Below are 19,799 nucleotides of genomic sequence, written 5' to 3'. Positions count from 1 at the left end.
AAACTACATTTCATTTTAGAACTTGATGAAAATAAGATTATTCAATGACCAACATTTAGCAATTAAAGTTAATATATTCTTTATCTTAATTTAAGTAATATTAAATAAATATTTGAAATATATTGCTTATTTTATTATTTTGTATAAGTCTTAATAAACGATTTTTTATTAATAAAAATACTGAGGACTATTAAATTGGCATATTTAACTAAAGCACTAATTAAACAAGATATCGCAGGAGATTTAAAGGAAGAATGTAATGCACATTTGGATACTTTGATTGCTCTCGCAGATGCAAAAGCTGAATATTATGCAGAAAAGATAAAAAGTGATTTACTTTCAGCCGGTTGTGGAAATGATAAATCGTTTCCTATACATTGCATACAATCATTTACTTATCATACCAAGGCTTATAAGGCTGAAGATGAAAAATCTATTAGTAATGTCGTCAAAGACTCAATTAAGGGATTTGTTCATGAAAGTAAGACAGAAACGGTAACTACTATACTGTCAGAATATGTAAAAACCTTGTTTGGCTCATCTGGTCAAGCAGAACATAAAATTCAAAGATATTTTGTAATTTTAGAAGGCGTTTCAATTATTCGATTAGATTTTGTTGGTTGGTCTCGTGTAGTGAGCCAATCTTTAATAAAAACTAAATGCGAAAAGATAGGTACGTTTGTTCTCTATAGATCTATAGTTGATATGAGCAAAGTATCGTTAAATGACTTCATTTCTGTATATCAAGAAACAATTAGGGCTGAGAATGAAGGTATTAGCACTAGAGAGATAATCCAAAAATGCCAAGAGGTGTACGATCTCTTTAAAACTTCAAACATACCTAGAAGTTTGTATGAGTCTGAGGCAGTTCAACCAATTGATGAAAATGAATGTTTAGAAACAATTAAGGGTTATGAAGATACTGAGGTTTTTAGGAAAAACCTAACATTACTCTAAATATGATACTTACGATAGCATGGTAATCATTAAGTTGTGGAATAGATTACAGCACATTAAATTAATCTAAAGTTGATCAAAAGTTAAAATTTACAAAGATAAAATGCTTTATTTATTAGATAAAGCTATGATAGGTTAAATGTATCGAAACTATGATCAAGTTGAATTTAATGAATAGTTTGTTAAATAAAACAAATACGACCACCACAACCTCAAAAAAGGCTGTGTGGGATTTTTTATTAATTTGACTTAATTTAATAAGATAACCAAACCCAGTCAATAATGGCTGGGTTAATTTTTCTCGGCTGATTATTGCATTTTTAAGAGAAAGAAAATGGATAAACAAAGTTTTAAATCAAAATTGGCTTTACTTGTAATTGACATGCAAAATGGTCTATTTAAGGGAAATGTGAATCCGCACAACGTTCAACTCATCCTTTCAAACATCAATAGGCTTATTGAACATCAGCGTTTAAATGAAATGCCTATTATATTTATTCGCCATGTTGGCGAGAGAGGTACACCGTTAGATCCAGAATGCCTGAATACTCAATTAATTGATGATTTACAATTTGATCCACTTAAAGATTTAGTCATTGAGAAGAAGTACCCAAGTTGTTTTAAAAATACTTTTTTAAAAGAATTATTAGACAAACTGTTTGTTGATGAAGTCTTAATTACAGGAATGAAAACAGAGTATTGTATTGACACAACTGTTAGAATAGCTTCTGAGTATGGCTATAAAGTCGTTTTAGCCTCTGATGCACACACTACATTTGATTCAGCGATTTTAAATGCTGGGGAAATGATCAGCTATCATAACCAAATTCTAAATAATGTATTTGCTAAGGTGCAAACTTCAGAGGAATACATAACTTTAATTTGAACAAAAAATTAAATTGGGAAGCCCAGCCAATACAGTAGTTATTGGCGGTGCTTTTTACTTTGACCTATCAAATTGAGCTTTATAATTTTATGGATTGTTAATACAAATGTATTTTTTTTAATGATAACTGCATTGACTTCAAATCTAGTTCTGTAAAGCAGTTTTCTCTTCCTATCAAAACTCAATCAAACAAAAAGATATTGAGAATATTTTGCGGAAATTTTGTGAAGATCGTTTTGAGCATAAAAAGAGCTAAGCAAGAAACTTGAAAATTCTATAAAATAATGAAAAATTTTACTCAATTTTAAAATTGGTTCTGTATATAAATGACTGATATAGAAATAGAAACTCACCCATTACAACCATTTTTGCCACATAATGCTAAATTACTGATGTTAGGGAGTTTTCCACCACCTCAGAGCCGATGGAAAATGGATTTTTACTATCCAAACTACCAAAATGATATGTGGCGTATATTTGGGCTCATTTTTTTCGAAGATAAAGATCACTTCTTAGATTTGCCAAATAAGCGTTTTAAAGAACAACAAATTCGTGATTTTCTCACAGAGATTGGAGTAGCAATATTTGATACTGCTTATCAAGTGAAACGACTGCAAGGCAATGCTTCTGATAAATTTTTAGAAATTGTTACGGCAACTGATTTATCACAATTGCTTGGGCAAATTCCGATGTGTCATACGATTATGACCACAGGAGATAAAGCAACTGATACTTTGATGCAGCATTTTCCTGAACAAATAAATAAACCAATGATTGGGCAATCAGTACAAGTGAATTATGGCAATCGTGAGCTGAATTTATACCGCTTACCATCATCTTCACGGGCATATCCGTTGGCATTAGACAAAAAAGCGGATGCTTATCAACAATTTTTTCAAGCGATTGGGTTGCTTTAAATATATAAAAAATAGGGGAATGACATGAATGATGTATCTAGTCCAATTGATTTAAGAAACTATGCAGATGCTTTGGAATGGCAAGAAACGGCGAATATAAAACGCCCATGGCGAAAAGATTTTTTTGATTATTATGTAGAGTTAATGAAAACTAATCGTTCTGATCCATGCCATATATTAGAATTAGGTTCTGGTCCAGGTTTTCTAGCTCAACATTTGTTGTCGCAATTAGATCATATCGAATATACGGCGTTTGATTTTTCTGAAGTGATGCATCAACTCGCACAAAAAAAATTAAATAGTTCAGAACAATCACGAGTAAAATATTTTGTTGGAAATTTTAAAGAACCTAATTGGCAAAATGCTTTAGATCGAAAATATGATTTTATTATCATCCATCAAGCTCTACATGAACTTCGACATAAACAATATGCAGCTAATTTTCATAAGATCATCAGAACGTTGTTGAATCCTAATGGCATCTATCTAGTTTGTGATCATTTGTGCGCGCTCCATGCAATGCAAAATAATCAACTCTATATGAATAAACAAGAGCACTTGGATGCGTTTAGTCAGGCATCTTTTCAAGAGATCAAGATGCCATTGGAAATAGAAGGGCTATGTTTATTCGAAATGAGTTTGAGTTAAATTAAATGCTCCATCATTTTTGGATATTTAATCCAGCGAAAGTCATTAATTTTGATGTCACGAACATGTGTAAACTCAGACCAGATAAGTTGACTTCCTTTTGTCCACTGTAATGGTTGAATACGGCGATCTATAGAAAATAGTTCTTCTCTATTTGCAGGGCGTAGGTCTCCGATCTCTACATATAAGCGTACACCAGGATAATCTGTGAAGCTACCTTGAATGAGTGAGCTTAACCAAAACCACTTACTGCTATTGATTGCTTGAATACATGCTTTTGAGTTTTGACCTAAATTAGTACTTAATTTTTCTGTGAAAGTATCAAAAAAGTAACCTGTTTGATCCGTATTTAAAAAAACTGTGCCGATAGGTGTAATTGAAGGTTGACCAAATTGATCAACTGTTGCAATCGAGGAATGTAGGGAAGCCTTTTGTGCTGCTTTGAATACTTGTTGGATGTTTTTCCAATCTTTTTCTGAAATCATCGTTTTATCCTTGCTATTTTTTATTCATATAATAATTAGCATATATAGGCTTAAACAAAATAGTCTTTAGTTGTAAATAATTTGTCAATTTAGCCAATTAGAATAGATTGATCAATATACTACATCATCCACTCAATTGGAAAATAGGAAACAAACTTAGTGCTAAATCTTTGAAACTTGGTACTTTCAGGATCACGGTAATGTTTTACGATTTCGCCATTTTGTTTATGTTCATACCAAACGATATTGCCATTTGAGTCAAGTTTAAGTTGATAAGCAACTTGAAGTAAGTGTTGATCAAGTAATGCAGTAATTTGATTTTGTAGCTGATCGGATTCAACCACTAAACCGACTTCGGTGTTTAAATAAGCTGATCTTGGATCAAAATTAAATGAACCAATAAAAACCTTACCATCTACATCAAAAAACTTGGCATGTAAACTCGAACGATTTTTACCTTTTACGGGGATCACACTACCTGTTGCGATTTCGTACCATGTTCGCTTTGTTCGTTCAATATTGGGTTTAAATTCGTAAAGCTGAACTCCATTTTGCAAGAGTGGTTTACGATATTTACTATAAAACGAATGAACGACAGCAACGTCATTTGCAACTAAACTATTGGTTAGTACACGAACTTTAATCCCATTGTTCGAAAGTTGGCTTAAATATTCTGTTCCACGCTGTGTCGGAACAAAATAAGCAGAAACCAGTTCCATATGCTGTTCGGGCTTACCTAAGATTTTGAGCATTTGAAACGAAATCAGTTCTTGATCTTTTGCCTGACCTAAAATTTTATTGGGATGATCAGCAACAAAATGTGCCTTTGCCCATTGAATAGGATAATGCTGAAGGCGTTCTTTTAAAAAGTCTTGTGCAGATTCAAGTTTATTTTCTGTCCAAGTATTGGTCTGATCAAGTTGTTCAAATTTTTCTCTAAGTTGCTTGAGCTGTTGAGGTTGCCCAATACCGATCAATTGTGTGGTTGAATAACTTAAATCATTCTCCCAAAATTCTTTAAAACTTTGTCCTGCATGATCAACCGCGCTGCCATAGAATAAAATATCCATATCACTAAATTGAAAATAATTACTGGCTTCAAAATACTCACTACTGATATTGCGTCCACCTGTAATGGCAATTGCATCATCGGCGATCAGCAGTTTATTGTGCATACGATGATTAATTTTGTTTAATCGGAATAGATAATCTATGACTCTAAGATGTCTAAATTTATAGGGATTGAAAATCCTAATTTCAAAGTTTGGATGCTGTGAGAGTGCCCTCAAAGTTTTATCTAGTTTTATGCCATTCTGATCATCAATTAATAGCCGAATTTTTATACCTCTATCAGCTGCATCTAATAATTCATGCAGCATAAGATTGCCAATCGCATCATCTTTCCAAATATAATATTGTAAATCAATTTGATATTTAGCATTTCGAATCAAGTGAATACGAGAAGCAATGCTGAGAAAAGCATCATCAAGCGCTAAAAAGGCAGTCAAACCCTGTTTAATATTGAGGTCAGCTTGAGGATCATTCATCCACTTTGTTTTCACTGGCATGGCATCGCTCCGTTTAGGATTTTGATTAGGCGGCAAAGCACAGGCACTTAAACTCAATACCATAACAATCGATATCGTTTTAAGGTGGTATAGATTCTTTATCATTTTTATCGTGAAATGTTGTCTACTTATGTAAAGATAGCACTACATCTACTTGAAGATGTTGAATATCAGCATAAAATCAGTTAACTGTTACACAAACATAAAACATGACTATAAGGATGAAGGTATGAAATCTCGTGCAGCCGTTGCTTTTGCCGCAGGTGAACCATTACAGATTGTAGAGCTTGATGTTGAACCACCAAAAGCTGGTGAAGTCCTGATTAAAATTACCCATACAGGTGTATGCCATACCGACGCATTTACTTTATCTGGTGATGATCCCGAAGGTGTTTTCCCCGCAGTTCTTGGACATGAAGGAGCTGGTATCGTTGTTCAAGTAGGTGAAGGCGTTACGAGTGTTGCCGTGGGTGATCATGTGATCCCGCTATATACCGCAGAGTGTAAAGAATGTTTATTTTGTAAATCGGGTAAAACCAATTTGTGTGTTGCAGTTCGTGCAACTCAGGGTAAAGGCGTAATGCCAGATGGTACAACGCGCTTCTCTTATAATGGTCAACCAGTTTATCACTATATGGGCTGCTCAACTTTTAGTGAATATACCGTTGTTGCTGAAGTATCTTTAGCAAAAATCAATCCCGAAGCAAATCCTGAACAAGTTTGTTTGCTAGGTTGTGGTGTAACGACTGGTATTGGTGCAGTACATAACACTGCTAAAGTTCAAGAAGGTGATAGTGTTGCGGTATTTGGTTTGGGGGGGATTGGTCTTGCTGTTGTGCAAGGCGCACGCCAAGCTAAAGCTGGGCGTATTATTGTAGTCGATACCAATCCTGAAAAATTTGAATTGGCCAAACAATTTGGTGCAACTGACTTTTTAAATCCAAAAGATTATGAGCAACCGATTCAGCAAGTGATTGTTGAAATGACAGGTTGGGGAGTAGACCACTCTTTTGAATGTATTGGTAATACCAATGTCATGCGCTCTGCATTAGAATGCGCACATCGCGGTTGGGGACAATCAGTGATTATTGGCGTTGCTGGTGCAGGACAGGAAATTTCAACTCGCCCATTCCAATTGGTGACAGGTCGTAAATGGATGGGAACTGCTTTTGGTGGGGTAAAAGGGCGTTCACAATTACCAAAAATGGTTGAAGATGCAATGAATGGTGAAATTCAACTTGCTCCATTTGTGACTCATACCATGTCGCTTGAAGAAATTAATGATGCTTTTGATCTAATGCACGAAGGTAAGTCGATTCGTACAGTGATTCATTTTTAATTGTGAATGTTTTGATTTGATGATGTGTAGCGCGTCATCAAATCTTTGAGTATAAGTTGATGTCAAAACCACGTTTAAAATTACATGTCCGAATCTTAGCTGAGGAGCAAATTGCTTTTGGTCCAGGTAAGGCTGAATTACTCGAAGCAATTCAACGTACAGGGTCAATTTCTCAAGCTGCAAAATCGATGAACATGAGTTATCGTCGTGCTTGGCAACTTGTAGATACCATGAATCAATGTTTTCATTCTCATCTTGTTGAAACACAAACTGGTGGTACGCACGGTGGCGGTGCATTAGTAACAGAGCTAGGGCAAGTGGTATTGAAAAAATATAGAGCAATGGAGCAACAAGCTATTCAAACTTTAGAATCAGAGTTTGAGGAGTTCTCCAACTATCTTAAAATAAAGCAATAAATTATAAGAATGATAGCTTGAATATGAATTTGAGCAACTTTTGATAAACAAAAAATGCTCTTTGCTAAATTATGGAGCATTTGCATTAAAACAAAGCCTTTTAAGCACCAAGATTAAAGTTAGTAAAAACAAAACATCCATAAAGCAAAATAAGTATTTGATTTATAATTAATAAAATAATTGGCACGCTTTCTGCTTTTATTTATCCAAACTTGTATACAAGATGGGATTCATAAAATGCATGAGATAAAAACTTTAGGTTGGACAATTTCAGAGTGGCAAACAGCTTATTCAAAAAATGAGATTCAACTTGATACTTTAAAAGATTTAGTTGCATCAATTGATCCTCAAGACAATGCATGGATTTCAATTGCGACGGTAGAACAAATTGAACAGCAAATTCAAGTTCTCAATGACTTAAGTAAAGAAGCTGAAGGTTTAGCAAAACAACTTCCACTCTACGGCGTTCCATTTGCAGTTAAAGATAATATTGATGTTGCAGGGTTTGTAACTAGCGCAGCTTGTAAAGCTTTAACGACAGTTGCAGTACAAGATGCTGAAACAGTACGTTTGTTGAAGCAAGCGGGTGCAATCGTAATTGGAAAAACTAATCTTGATCAGTTTGCGACAGGCTTGGTGGGAACGCGTTCATCTTTTGGTGCTGTTGCAAATACTTTTAATTCTGAATATATCAGTGGTGGATCAAGTTCCGGTTCAGCAAGTGTGGTTGCGCGTGGATTTGTCCCATTTGCATTAGGTACAGACACCGCAGGTTCAGGACGTGTGCCCGCAGCGTTTAACAATATTGTGGGGCTAAAACCAACCAAAGGGCGGTTTTCAAATCGTGGTTTATTGCCTGCATGTAAAAGTCTAGATTGTATTTCGATCTTTGCTTTAACTGTTGCAGATGCAGACTTGGTTGCAAATATTTTAGAAGCATATGATCCGTTGGATAGTTATTCACGTAAGCATCCAAAGAATGTTCCAGCGCATTTCTCTAGTAAATTAAAATTTGCCATTCCAGAAAAACTAAATTTCTTTGGGGATGAGCAATCAGAAAAAGTTTTTCAGCAAAATGTCCAACTACTTGAATCATTAAATGCTGAAATTACTAAAATTGATTTTGCAGATTTCGAGCAACTGGCAGCGCAACTATATCAAGGTTCATGGGTGGCAGAGCGTACCGCAGCCATTGAAGATTTACTTAAAAGAAATACTGAAGATTTTGATCCAACGGTATTAGAAATTATTAAAAACGGCGAAAAATATTCAGCGGTGGATGCTTACAATGCAGAATATTTAAAACAAGATTTAGCTCGTAAAATCCAACAAAAATTGGCTGACTTTGATGCCTTAATTGTTCCAACCGCACCCACAATTTATACCATTGAGCAGCTTCAACAAAACCCGATTGAATATAACGCTCATTTGGGAACCTACACTAACTTCACCAACTTGGCAGATCTGAGTGCTTTGGCGTTGCCAGCAGGATTTAGAGCCGATCATTTACCATTTGGTATCACTTTAATTGCGCCAGCTTGGCACGATGCAGCATTAGTTCATTTTGGTAAGGCTTGGCAAAACTATCTTGCACTGAAATTAGGGGCATTGGATAAAACGCTACCTTTAAATTCTGCTACACCTATTTCGCAACATCATATTCGCGTTGCAGTCGTCGGTGCTCATCTAACAGGTATGCCATTAAATTTCCAACTCACCACACGTGATGCTGTGCATATCGAAACCACAACAACTTCTAAAAACTATGCGCTTTATGCCTTGAATGGCACTGTTCCGCCGAAACCTGGCTTAGCACGTCAGCAAGATGGTCAAAGCATTATTGTTGAATTGTGGGATGTTCCAACTGCTCGATTTGGTGAATTTGTGGCAGAAATTCCAACGCCTTTAGGGATGGGTAATGTCGAACTAGAAGATGGCCGTTGGGTGAAAGGTTTTATCTGTGAGCCTTATGGCATAGATGATGCAGAGAATATTAGTCATTTTGGTGGATGGAGAGCCTATATCCAGCATCGTAATAGTCAAGCAGCAAACACAGCAAATTAATTGGGGGAAATCATCATGTTTAAAACTGTACTTATTGCAAACCGTGGTGAAATTGCTGTTCGAGCGATTCGCACACTTAAAAAATTAGGTGTAACCAGTGTTGCTGTGTATTCGGATAGTGATCGTTATGCGCAACATGTTGAAGATGCTGATATTGCAATTGCATTAGATGGTTTAAAACCAGCCGATACTTATTTGAGTATTGAAAAATTAATTCAGGCGGCCAAACAAACTGGCGCGGAGGCAATCTTTCCGGGGTATGGTTTTCTTTCTGAAAGTGCTGATTTTGCTCGTGCTTGTGAAGAAAATAATATTGCCTTTATGGGACCAACAGCAGAGCAAATTCTGGAATTTGGTTTAAAGCATCGTGCTCGTGAATTGGCTGCCAATGCCAATGTGCCAATGACTCCGGGAACTGGATTGCTGGATAGTCTAGAAGAAGCCCTTACGGAGGCAGATCGTATTGGTTATCCAATTATGCTTAAAAGTACCGCTGGCGGTGGGGGTATTGGTTTGACGCGTTGTGATACGCCACAAGCCTTGACCGATGCTTACGAAAGTGTAAAACGTTTGGGAGAACAGTTTTTCAAAGATGCAGGCGTATTTATTGAATGCTTTATTGATAAAGCGCGTCATGTTGAAGTACAAATTTTTGGTGATGGAAAAGGACAAGTCGTTGCCTTTGGTGAGCGTGATTGCTCTTTGCAACGTCGTAACCAAAAGGTGGTAGAGGAAACTCCAGCGGCAAACTTACCCGAGGCGACACGAAAAAAACTACATCAGGCAGCGGTCGAGTTAGGTCAATCTGTTAATTATCGAAGTGCGGGAACAGTTGAATTTATTTACGATGCCAATCGAGATGAGTTTTATTTTCTTGAAGTGAATACGCGTTTACAGGTTGAACATCCAGTCACTGAAATGGTGACAGGTCTAGACTTGATTGAATGCATGCTCAAAGTTGCTGCTGGTGATGAACTTGATTGGGCATATCTCAGCAATATTCAGCCTAACGGTGCAGCGATTGAGGTTCGTGTTTATGCCGAAGATCCTGTTAAAAATTTCCAACCAAGTCCCGGTGTGTTGACTGAAGTCGCCTTTCCTGAGGGAACACGTGTTGATACTTGGGTTAAAACAGGCACAGAGATTTCTCAATACTTCGACCCAATGATTGCCAAGATTATTGTGCATGCTGATGATCGTGCTAGTGCTATCGAAAAATTAAAGAATGTATTGGCTGAAACACGCTTAAATGGCATCAGTACAAACTTGGATTACGCACGTGCCATCGTTTCAGATCAGCGCTTTGAATCTATGCAAATTTGGACAAGAATGTTGGATGATTTCAACTACACGCCAAACGTAATTGAAGTGATTCAAGCAGGAACGTTGAGTTCAATTCAAGATTATCCGGGTCGTACAGGCTATTGGGATATTGGTGTACCACCATCGGGTCCAATGGATGATTATGCATTTCAGCTTGCCAATCGTATAGTTGGAAATGATGCTAAAGCCGCAGGTTTCGAGTTTACCTTAGTTGGACCAACATTAAAGTTCCATACAGATACGATTATTTCTTTGGCGGGCGCAAGCTGTACTGCGTTGTTAGATGATCAGAAAATTGATTTTTGGAAACCTGTTGAAGTAAAAGCAGGACAAATTTTAAAAATCGGTCAAGTTGAATCAGGTTGTCGCACATATTTAGCGGTACGAAATGGTTTGGATGTTCCAGTATATTTGGGCAGTCGTTCTACCTTTGCACTTGGTAATTTTGGTGGTCATGCAGGTCGCACCTTACGTGTCGGCGACATGATTAAAATGGTTGATCCAGCATTTGCTAGCGCAGAGTTGCCACTTGCTCATGATATGCCTCAAGCATTGTCGACTGACTTGATTCCTGAATACACTAATGAATGGGAAATCGCGGTGTTATATGGTCCGCATGGCGCACCAGATTTCTTTAAACCTGAATATGTAGAAGAGTTTTTTGCATCAGAGTGGACGGTGCACTTTAACTCAAATCGTTTAGGTGTGCGTTTATCAGGACCAACGCCAAGCTGGGCTAGAGAAAATGGTGGTGAAGCAGGTTTACACCCATCAAATGTCCATGACTGTGAATATGCGATCGGAGCAATTAACTTCACAGGCGATTTCCCTGTAATTCTGGCTAAAGATGGTCCAAGTTTAGGCGGTTTCGTTTGTCCTGTGACGATTGCCAAAGCAGAACTTTGGAAAGTGGGACAACTTAAAGCCGATGATAAAATTCGCTTTTATCCTATTAGTGTTGAACAAGCCAATGAACTTGAACGTCAGCAAATTGAAAATATCCAAAACTTTGCGGAAGCAAGCAAAATTGTAGAAACAATTGAGCCAATTCAAGAGGTTGTCAGTACGATTTTGGCACAACGTGAACCAACTGAATTGTCGCCAAAAACAGTGTATCGCCAAGCCGGTGATAGTTATATTCTCTTAGAATACGGCGAAAATGTTCTAGATTTAGCTTTACGTTTACGTGTGCATCAACTGATTCAAATGATCCGTGATGCAAAAATTGCGGGCGTATTGGAGCTGTCACCGGGTGTTCGTTCATTACAGATTAAATACGATGGCTTAGTAATTCCACAATCACAATTGATTGCTCAATTACTTCAACTTGAAGAAGAAATGGGCGATTTGAGCCAATTAAAAATCCCATCTCGTATCGTACATTTGCCAATGGCGTTTGAAGACAGTGCGACTTTAGGAGCTGTAGAACGCTATCAAGAAAGTGTTTGCTCTAAAGCACCGTGGTTGCCAAATAACGTTGACTTTATCCAACGCATTAATGGTTTGGCAGATCGGAATGAAGTTAAAGATATTATTTTTGATGCGAACTATTTAATTCTTGGCTTGGGTGATGTGTATTTAACTGCACCATGTGCTGTACCAATCGATCCACGCCATCGTTTACTCAGTTCTAAATATAATCCTGCACGTACCTTTACCGCAGAGGGAACAGTGGGTATTGGTGGCATGTACATGTGTATCTACGGCATGGATTCACCGGGCGGCTATCAATTGATAGGGCGTACTTTACCAATTTGGAACAAGTTTAAGAAAAACAAACAATTTGGTGATAAACAATGGTTCTTACAATTCTTTGATCAAATTAAATATTTTGAGGTGACAGAAGAAGAACTGAATCAATGGCGCGCTGACTTTGAAAATGGTCGTGCTGAGATCAAGATTGAAGAAACAAAATTCGATTATGCGGATTATGTAAAATTCTTAGAGAATGAAGCTGAAAGTATTGCCGAGTTTAAAGCTAAGCAACAACAAGCATTCACAACTGAAGTGGATCGCTGGAAAGAGGAGTTTGCAGCTCAACCTGAAGAACAGATTCAAGAAAATAACCATGCTGATTACAGTCATTTAGCATCATTAAATGCATCGATGACAGGTAATATCTGGAAAATTTTTGTTGAACATGGTCAAGAGGTTAAAAAAGGTGAAACTGTTGCTATTATTGAAGCAATGAAAATGGAACTTCCGGTTTATGCAGAAGAAGATGGCATTGTAAAAGCCATTATTTGTAGAGCAGGGCAAACCGTACATAGTGGTGAACCACTGGTTTATATGGAATAAGGCAAGGTTGCATGAAAGAAACCAAAATAAAAACAACAAAAAGCTCAGACAATTTGTCTGAGCTGGTTTACCAACGCATCAAGAATGATATCTTTGATTTCAAACTGATGCCAGGTGAACGTTTCACTGAATCTGAAGTTGCAAAAGCTTATGATGTAAGTCGCACCCCAATCCGACAAGCACTATATCGTTTGCAACAAGAGGGTTATGTTGATGTGAGTTTTCGTAGCGGTTGGCAAATCCGACCGCTCAATTTTCGGTATTATGAAGAACTTTATGATGTGAGGATCGTATTAGAAAAAGATTCGATTCGTAAACTTTGTCAGATGGATCATCAAAACTCGGTTGAATTATCCGTTTTAAAAGATTTATGGTTGATTGAACCACAACAATATCTAAAAGACATTAAACAACTGTCACAACAAGATGAAGATTTCCATTGCGCTTTAGTTCGTGCCTCTGGAAATAATGAAATGGCGAGAATTCATCGTGATTTGAGTGAGCGAATCCGCATTATTCGTCGTTTAGACTTCTCTAAAGATTATCGTGTTGAAGCGACTTATCAGGAGCATCAGAAAATACTGGGTTATATTTTTAATCGTAAAGTAGATGAAGCCATTCAGGCGATTGAAGCACATATTATGCAAAGTCGTGATGAAGTAAAAAAGATTACTTTACAGATGTTAGATTCGAGTCAGTTTTATTAGAGTATATTATTTATCTACTATTAATTAACAAATAAGGAAGTTGGGATCAACTTTAATGGAAAAATATATTATTAACTCACCCGATGATTTTAATGATTATGACTGGGAATATGAAGCAAAAGGGTGTTTGCAAGTTGAAGTTACAATTTTAAAGGACTCCTATACTTTTAACTTTTATGATATACGAAGAATTTATAGTATTGAGAGTAACAACTATTTTGGAGACCATTGTTTTTATGATAAAAACCTCGTTTTATTATCAAATGTTAATTTCAATAATATTAAATATTTTCTGGATAAGATATTGAAAAATAATGAATTATGCTATTTTATTAAAAATTAATTTATAAGAATCGAAATGAAAAACTAAACATGCATGAAAAATAAAAGAGTTGGAATGGAAGAATTATCAAAAGAAAGTTTGGATGAAATCTTGCAACGTTGTTTAAATGCAACCGATGGGCCATGGATTTCTTATGTAGAAAGTCGAAACCATGAATCAGGATCTAGTTTTATTATGACAAATGGAGATGATATTGAATTAATTGGTGCAACGGTTGCTGACCAAGATTTTATTGCACATGCAAAACAAGATATTCCAAAATTAGTGTCAGAAATTTTCAGACTCAGATCAATTCTTGGGTTAGATGACAAACCTAATAACTTATAAAAATTTAATTAGTATTTTTACTAAGATATTGAAATCATAATATAGACATTAAAAACTATCTTTTCTATGCCTAATCCTGCATAAAATTAACATCTTTTTTGATTTTTCTATTTAATAATACAGATCACATTTCAAATCATCAGATGAAACATGATGAATGATCAAATACTTATTTCACTTTTTCTAAAACTCGTTGCTAAAGAAGGCTTCTTTGCTACGGCGATAGATGGTATCACTTTGATGCGTGTAGATCACAAAACGCCACCACTAGCCGTACTGCAAGAACCGACCTTAGCTTTTGTTTTACAAGGCAGTAAACGTGGTTATATCGGAACTGAAACCTATGCATTTCAGCAAGGTGAATGCCTAATCGTCTCTGTGTCTATGCCATTTGATTGTGATACGGTTGCGAGTCCTGAATTACCGATGATTGCTGTCAGCATGAAACTAGAGGCAGATACGGTAAATGAGTTGTTGGCAAAAACATATTTTGAAAATGAGCAATTTAAACCACTCACCACAGGCATGAGCGTAATTCAATATGATCAAAAAATTTCGAATGTATTGATACGACTATTAAAAACATTAGGTTCAGAACAAGATAGCTTGGTTTTAGGTGAACAAATTAAACGAGAATTATTGTACCGAGTGATTCAACATTCAGGTGCAGATACTTTAAAAGGATTAGTCGCTCAAGGCAATTTACGACCAATTTATAAGATTTGTGAATATATTCAACATCATTTTACAGAAAAAATAACAGTGGAAATGCTTGCTGAGCAAGCCAATATGAGTATTTCTGCGTTTCATAAAGCATTCAAAGAAGTCACATTACATTCACCGTTACAGTATCTCAAAGTTACACGGTTGCATAAGGCAAAACAAATGTTGCAAAACGGAAACCAAAGCGTTGCTCAAGCAGCTTATGCTGTTGGTTATCAAAGCTCATCTCAATTTAGTCGAGAGTTTAAAAAGCAGTTTGGTTTTTCACCTAATCAGACTGAAGTAAATATAGAGAAGGAATGAGTAAGTCATGAATCAAAATAGTAGAGAACAAATGAAATATATCGAAATTACTGAAGCTGGCGGTCCTGAAGTTCTAAAAGTTGTGTACGGTGAGAAGCCTGAGATTAAAGAAGATGAAGTATTGATTGAAGTCTATGCCACTGGGATCAATCGCCCTGATATTTTGCAACGACAAGGATTGTATCCGATGCCGAAAGGCGTAACGCAGATTCCAGGATTAGAAGTTGCTGGGATCATTTCACAAATTGGTTCAAAAGTAGAAAAATTTAAAGTCGGTGATAAAGTCTGCGCGCTGACCAATGGTGGAGGATATGCCAAATACTGTGCTGTCCCAGCAAATCAAACTTTAGCGATTCCAAAAAATCTGAGCTTTGTTGAAGCAGCAGCTATTCCAGAAACTTATTTCACAGTATGGGCAAATCTATTTCAGATCGGGCAGTTGAAAAAGAACGAAACTGTTTTGATTCACGGAGGAGCGAGTGGAATTGGCTCTACAGCGTTGAGTTTATGTCATGCCATGGGGATTCAAACTTTTTCCACGGTGGGCAGTGACGAGAAAGCTGAAAAATTAAGCTCTATTTCGACAGTTATTAATTATAAGAAGCAAGATTTTGAACAAGAAATTTTGTCACGTACAGATCAGCAAGGCATTGATGTGATCTTGGATATTATTGGCGCTGCTTACTTTAATCAAAATCTAAGATTGCTAAAAAGAGATGGGCGACTGGTAATTATCGGGTTTATGGGCGGTCGAAAAGTAGATGGTTTTGATATTCAAGAACTCATGCTAAAACGCGCTGTGGTGACTGGCTCAACGATGCGTGCTCGAACCAATGATGAAAAAGCAAAAATTACCCAAGAACTGGAACAGTTTGTTTGGCCATTAATCGAAACAGATCAATGTAAACCAATTATTTATAAAACTTTTGCATTTGAAGAGGTTGCAGCAGCACACCAATGTCTGGAAAGCAGTGAACATATTGGAAAAGTGGTACTCGAAATTAAATCGTAATTTTGCCTGATTGTATTCATTCCATGCCTATTTATACATCAAGCTTGAGAATGATCACTTAGAAAAGCAATATGTAAATCAAACATATCCTACGAGGAATTTGAATATGACAACAAATATAGATGATCGCAACCCAACCCCAGATTTAGCAGAAGATAATGCTTTTTTTCCATCACCTTATTCTTTAAGTCAGTATACAGCTCCTAAAACGGATTATGATGGAACAACGTATCCGAATCCCTATCAAGGTGATAAAAAGATTCTTATGATTGCTACGGATGAACGCTATATCTTGATGCAAAATGAGAAATTCTTTTCTACAGGAAATCATCCCGTAGAAATGTTGTTACCGATGTTTCATTTGGACAATGCTGGTTTTGCTTTTGATGTTGCAACACTTTCAGGTAATCCAGTTAAACTTGAAATGTGGGCAATGCCAAAAGAAGAGCAAGTGGTTTTGGATACTTATCATAAGTACGAAAAACAACTGAAAGCTCCACTTAAATTGGCTGAGATTTTAGAGCAAGCTTTAAGTGCTGATTCACCGTATGCTGGTATTTTCATTCCTGGTGGTCATGGTGTTTTGGCTAAAATCCCTGAAAGTAAAGAAGTTAAAGCTTTATTAAAATGGGCAGTAGATCATGACAAATATGTGATTACCTTATGTCATGGTCCAGCTTCTTTATTGGCAGCCGCAGTTGATGAAAGTCCAAGTGATTATATTTTTAAAGGCTATCAAGTCTGTGTTTTTCCAGATTCATTAGATAAAGGTGCCAATATTGATATTGGATATATGCCAGGACAATTGCCGTGGCTCGTCGGTGAAAATTTAGAAAAACTTGGCGTAGAAATCTTAAATAAAGGAATTACAGGGCAAGTACACCAAGATCGAAAACTGTTAACGGGCGATAGTCCATTAGCTTCTAATAATTTAGGTAAACTTGCCGCTGAAACTTTATTGGCTGATCCAAACCTTAACGCATAATCTGTTTTATGAGTTTAAAGCCCAATTCAATATTGGGCTTTTTCTTTAGCAAAATTTAAAACTTGTAAGCTAGCTGACAAGTTTTAAGTTTTGATTATGTTAAGAAAGTGGTAGTGGAAATGAAATGTTTAAGGATCATCGATGAAAATATGTGTTTATGGTGCAGGCAGTATTGGATGCTATCTAGGGGGTAGGTTGGTTGCTGCTGGCTATGACATAGATTTTATTGTCCGTCCTAAAATTCAACAGCAACTTCAAACATACGGTTTAACCGTTTCAGATTACAACGGATTTAAGCAAAACATTGCTGCAAATCAATTACACATGACTATTGATCCGAATGAAGTTGTTCATGCTGATATTATCTTGGTTTGTGTAAAATCAGCATCTACCGAACAAGTTGCTTTTGAATTAAAAAATATTTTAAAGAAAAATACCATTATTATCAGTTTTCAAAATGGCTTAAGCAATGTGGGGATTTTAAAACAAATTCTCACTGAGCACACTATCCTTGAAGGTATGGTACCTTTTAATGTGGCAGCTTTAGGAAATGGTATATTTCATCAAGGAACAGATGGGGCTTTGTATGTCAAAAGCCATGCCCAATTAGATGAATTTGTGCATGCATTTAAAAAAGCAAAGCTAGAAATTCAGTTAGAGCAGGATATGCAAGCTGTTCAATGGGCAAAATTATTATTGAATTTAAATAATTCAATTAATGCACTCTCACAGCTTCCATTAAAGCAACAATTATCTATTCGAGAATATCGTCAGTGTTTAGCACTTGCCCAATTAGAAGCTTTGAGTTTATTAAAAATCGCTAAGATTAAACCAGCAAAACTGACCCCAATTCCAGCACAATTTATTCCTAAAATTTTAAAGTTACCGAATGCTGTTTTTAAGATTATCAGTAAAAAAATGCTCGCTATCGATCCGCTTGCACGTTCTTCGATGGCAGATGATTTAATGGCTGGTAGAAAAACTGAGATCGATTGGATCAACGGCGAGATTGTGAATTTAGCCAAACATTTGAATCTTAATGCACCAATTAATCAAAAACTGATTCAATTGGTTAAACGAGCAGAACTACGATCTGAACCAAAAGCATGGTCTGGATTTGAACTGAAAGCTCGATTAGAGCAAGTCAGTAAAATGAGACCGCAAAAAAGCGTATAGTGGTATACGCTTTTATTTTATAAAAATTAATAATTTATATATTTTTTATTTTTCAAATCGAGTAATCAACGTACCAAAAATAGTTGCGAAGATATACATAAAAATTGAATACACAGCGGCAGGCATCGCGATGGTGGTACTTGCCATAATGGTAAGTGCAATTGTCATGGCTAAAGTACTGTTGTGAATTCCGATCTCAAATGCACAGGCACGTGCTTGATATGAATTAATACCAAGTATACGCGGAACGAAATAACCAACCATTAAGCTGATTGCACAGAATAATGCAGTTGCCAGACCAATTTGACCAATATAATCAACCAAATTGCTTCGCTCTTTAATGATTGCACCTAGAATAATAATCAGTAGAAAAACCACCGCAAAAATACGCACAGGACGATTTAGTTTTTCAGCAAGTTGAGGTGTATAGTGACGAATAAGCATGCCAATACATACAGGCACTAAAATAATTAAGAAAACCTGTAAAACTTTCGTGAATTGTAGACCGACTTGTTGGCTTTCATTCATGAAATGTAAAATTGAAAAGTTCACAATAAAGGGAAGAAAGACCGCTGCGACAATTGCATTGATAGCAGTTAAAGTAATATTGAGCGCAATATCACCTTTATACAAATAACTAAATAAATTGGCAGTGGTACCGCCAGGTGATGCAGCTAATAACATCAAACCTACGGCTAAAAGTGATGGTAATGCGAGTATCTTACAAATTAAGAACGCGATACCCACCAATAAAATGAGCTGACAGAATAAAGCGATCAAAACAGCTTTGGGATGTTTACTAACTCTTGCAAAGTCTTTCAGTGTTAATTCTAAGCCCATACCAGCCATAACAATTGCTAGAGCAATAGGTAAAAATATTGTGATCAATCCTGAATCCATAAACCGTTTTTCCTTTTGGTGATATTTTTTTGAAATTTGATATTTTTGATGTACTATATGCGCCTAAGTTAAATATCAAAAATCTAAGTAAACTTAGGTTAAATCGAATAACTTGTAAAAAAATAATTGTAATATTCCTATAAATTAAAGAATTACAACATATTTATTTGAATAATATTACTTCCTCCTTGCCATCCTACTTTAGGTAATTTATATGCACAAAACTGTCATCTAAACGACAATTTAAGTAATTAAAATCAAAAAGCAAAACTATAAAGATTCAATTTTTGCTCATAGTTACATTTTTATAACCGGTAAATATTACAAATTTCTAGTTATAAACATAGGAAAAATTCATGAAGAAAAAGAGTTCTAAATCAAATTTTTAAAATGTATTTAAATTTATTTTTCCATTAAATATC

At 36.0% G+C, this 19,799-nt stretch carries 17 protein-coding genes; 14 read left to right on the top strand and 3 right to left on the bottom strand.

The features are described 5' to 3' along the window. Positions 1–195: 195 nt before the first annotated feature. The 4 genes from AAV96_RS02220 (at position 196) to AAV96_RS02205 (ending at position 3,408) form a co-directional block, all read left to right on the top strand. Positions 196–957 (top strand): hypothetical protein, encoded by a 762-nt coding sequence (locus AAV96_RS02220; RefSeq protein ID WP_046738149.1) that lies wholly within the window; start codon positions 196–198, stop codon positions 955–957. Between the two features lie 334 nt (positions 958–1,291). Beyond that, positions 1,292–1,843 carry a cysteine hydrolase family protein gene (locus tag AAV96_RS02215; protein WP_046738148.1) on the top strand — a complete coding sequence of 184 codons (552 nt, stop codon included), beginning with the start codon at positions 1,292–1,294 and terminating at the stop codon, positions 1,841–1,843. Between the two features lie 326 nt (positions 1,844–2,169). Continuing rightward, entirely contained in the window at positions 2,170–2,760 is a 591-nt protein-coding gene (locus tag AAV96_RS02210; RefSeq protein ID WP_046738147.1) for a uracil-DNA glycosylase family protein, read from the top strand. A gap of 24 nt (positions 2,761–2,784) precedes the next feature. Continuing rightward, positions 2,785–3,408 carry a class I SAM-dependent methyltransferase gene (locus AAV96_RS02205; protein WP_046738146.1) on the top strand — a complete coding sequence of 208 codons (624 nt, stop codon included), beginning with the start codon at positions 2,785–2,787 and terminating at the stop codon, positions 3,406–3,408. On the opposite strand, the gene AAV96_RS02200 is transcribed toward AAV96_RS02205, so the two are convergent. Together AAV96_RS02200 and AAV96_RS02195 are read right to left on the bottom strand one after the other, a co-directional pair. Beyond that, positions 3,405–3,893 (bottom strand): hypothetical protein, encoded by a 489-nt coding sequence (locus AAV96_RS02200; RefSeq protein ID WP_004662221.1) that lies wholly within the window; start codon positions 3,891–3,893, stop codon positions 3,405–3,407. The two genes, AAV96_RS02205 and AAV96_RS02200, sit on opposite strands and share 4 nt — an antisense overlap. 119 nt (positions 3,894–4,012) lie before the next feature. Beyond that, the gene (locus tag AAV96_RS02195; RefSeq protein WP_046738145.1) at positions 4,013–5,524 is read right to left on the bottom strand and encodes a phospholipase D family protein; all 1,512 of its coding nucleotides are present in this window, start codon (positions 5,522–5,524) and stop codon (positions 4,013–4,015) included. A 166-nt stretch (positions 5,525–5,690) separates the two neighbouring features. Here AAV96_RS02195 and AAV96_RS02190 point away from each other — a divergent pair, with 166 nt between their 5' ends. The 10 genes from AAV96_RS02190 (at position 5,691) to AAV96_RS02140 (ending at position 18,477) form a co-directional block, all read left to right on the top strand. Further along, the gene (locus tag AAV96_RS02190; protein ID WP_046738144.1) at positions 5,691–6,800 is read left to right on the top strand and encodes an S-(hydroxymethyl)glutathione dehydrogenase/class III alcohol dehydrogenase; all 1,110 of its coding nucleotides are present in this window, start codon (positions 5,691–5,693) and stop codon (positions 6,798–6,800) included. Between the two features lie 59 nt (positions 6,801–6,859). Then, entirely contained in the window at positions 6,860–7,216 is a 357-nt protein-coding gene (locus AAV96_RS02185; protein ID WP_046738143.1) for a winged helix-turn-helix domain-containing protein, read from the top strand. Positions 7,217–7,453: 237 nt separating this feature from the next. Beyond that, a complete protein-coding gene (atzF, locus tag AAV96_RS02180; RefSeq protein ID WP_046738142.1) occupies positions 7,454–9,280 on the top strand; it encodes an allophanate hydrolase in 1,827 nt (608 codons plus the stop codon). Between the two features lie 15 nt (positions 9,281–9,295). After that, positions 9,296–12,901 carry an urea carboxylase gene (uca, locus tag AAV96_RS02175; protein WP_046738141.1) on the top strand — a complete coding sequence of 1,202 codons (3,606 nt, stop codon included), beginning with the start codon at positions 9,296–9,298 and terminating at the stop codon, positions 12,899–12,901. An 11-nt stretch (positions 12,902–12,912) separates the two neighbouring features. Next, positions 12,913–13,608, top strand: a complete 696-nt coding sequence (locus AAV96_RS02170) for a GntR family transcriptional regulator (RefSeq protein ID WP_046738140.1) — start codon at positions 12,913–12,915, stop codon at positions 13,606–13,608. A gap of 397 nt (positions 13,609–14,005) precedes the next feature. Continuing rightward, complete coding sequence (locus tag AAV96_RS02160) at positions 14,006–14,278, top strand: hypothetical protein (protein ID WP_046738138.1); 273 nt, start codon at positions 14,006–14,008, stop codon at positions 14,276–14,278. Positions 14,279–14,428: 150 nt separating this feature from the next. Then, positions 14,429–15,304 carry an AraC family transcriptional regulator gene (locus AAV96_RS02155; RefSeq protein WP_046738137.1) on the top strand — a complete coding sequence of 292 codons (876 nt, stop codon included), beginning with the start codon at positions 14,429–14,431 and terminating at the stop codon, positions 15,302–15,304. 7 nt (positions 15,305–15,311) lie between these two features. Further along, complete coding sequence (locus AAV96_RS02150; protein WP_046738136.1) at positions 15,312–16,316, top strand: NAD(P)H-quinone oxidoreductase; 1,005 nt, start codon at positions 15,312–15,314, stop codon at positions 16,314–16,316. A 106-nt stretch (positions 16,317–16,422) separates the two neighbouring features. Continuing rightward, entirely contained in the window at positions 16,423–17,301 is an 879-nt protein-coding gene (gene hchA, locus AAV96_RS02145; protein WP_046738135.1) for a glyoxalase III HchA, read from the top strand. Between the two features lie 141 nt (positions 17,302–17,442). Then, positions 17,443–18,477, top strand: coding sequence for a 2-dehydropantoate 2-reductase (locus tag AAV96_RS02140; protein WP_046738134.1), 1,035 nt, complete (start codon positions 17,443–17,445; stop codon positions 18,475–18,477). A 45-nt stretch (positions 18,478–18,522) separates the two neighbouring features. Here the strand turns inward: AAV96_RS02140 and AAV96_RS02135 are convergent, their stop codons facing one another. After that, positions 18,523–19,377, bottom strand: a complete 855-nt coding sequence (locus AAV96_RS02135) for a bile acid:sodium symporter family protein (RefSeq protein WP_046738133.1) — start codon at positions 19,375–19,377, stop codon at positions 18,523–18,525. Positions 19,378–19,799: the final 422 nt, after the last annotated feature.

Source organism: Acinetobacter sp. AG1, assembly GCF_001005525.1.
Lineage (GTDB): Bacteria > Pseudomonadota > Gammaproteobacteria > Pseudomonadales > Moraxellaceae > Acinetobacter > Acinetobacter modestus.
Note: the sequence above shows the minus strand (reverse complement) of the source record. Positions and strands in the feature narration are given on the sequence as shown.

What these genes read in the sequence shown, in the direction of transcription:
- AAV96_RS02215 (WP_046738148.1), top strand. Translation starts at nt 1,292, where the DNA reads ATGGATAAACAAAGTTTTAAATCAAAATTGGCTTTACTTGTAATTGAC.
- AAV96_RS02210 (WP_046738147.1), top strand. Translation starts at nt 2,170, where the DNA reads ATGACTGATATAGAAATAGAAACTCACCCATTACAACCATTTTTGCCA.
- AAV96_RS02205 (WP_046738146.1), top strand. Translation starts at nt 2,785, where the DNA reads ATGAATGATGTATCTAGTCCAATTGATTTAAGAAACTATGCAGATGCT.
- AAV96_RS02200 (WP_004662221.1), bottom strand. Translation starts at nt 3,893, where the DNA reads ATGATTTCAGAAAAAGATTGGAAAAACATCCAACAAGTATTCAAAGCA.
- AAV96_RS02195 (WP_046738145.1), bottom strand. Translation starts at nt 5,524, where the DNA reads ATGGTATTGAGTTTAAGTGCCTGTGCTTTGCCGCCTAATCAAAATCCT.
- AAV96_RS02190 (WP_046738144.1), top strand. Translation starts at nt 5,691, where the DNA reads ATGAAATCTCGTGCAGCCGTTGCTTTTGCCGCAGGTGAACCATTACAG.
- AAV96_RS02185 (WP_046738143.1), top strand. Translation starts at nt 6,860, where the DNA reads ATGTCAAAACCACGTTTAAAATTACATGTCCGAATCTTAGCTGAGGAG.
- atzF (WP_046738142.1), top strand. Translation starts at nt 7,454, where the DNA reads ATGCATGAGATAAAAACTTTAGGTTGGACAATTTCAGAGTGGCAAACA.
- uca (WP_046738141.1), top strand. Translation starts at nt 9,296, where the DNA reads ATGTTTAAAACTGTACTTATTGCAAACCGTGGTGAAATTGCTGTTCGA.
- AAV96_RS02170 (WP_046738140.1), top strand. Translation starts at nt 12,913, where the DNA reads ATGAAAGAAACCAAAATAAAAACAACAAAAAGCTCAGACAATTTGTCT.
- AAV96_RS02160 (WP_046738138.1), top strand. Translation starts at nt 14,006, where the DNA reads ATGGAAGAATTATCAAAAGAAAGTTTGGATGAAATCTTGCAACGTTGT.
- AAV96_RS02155 (WP_046738137.1), top strand. Translation starts at nt 14,429, where the DNA reads ATGATGAATGATCAAATACTTATTTCACTTTTTCTAAAACTCGTTGCT.
- AAV96_RS02150 (WP_046738136.1), top strand. Translation starts at nt 15,312, where the DNA reads ATGAATCAAAATAGTAGAGAACAAATGAAATATATCGAAATTACTGAA.
- hchA (WP_046738135.1), top strand. Translation starts at nt 16,423, where the DNA reads ATGACAACAAATATAGATGATCGCAACCCAACCCCAGATTTAGCAGAA.
- AAV96_RS02140 (WP_046738134.1), top strand. Translation starts at nt 17,443, where the DNA reads ATGAAAATATGTGTTTATGGTGCAGGCAGTATTGGATGCTATCTAGGG.
- AAV96_RS02135 (WP_046738133.1), bottom strand. Translation starts at nt 19,377, where the DNA reads ATGGATTCAGGATTGATCACAATATTTTTACCTATTGCTCTAGCAATT.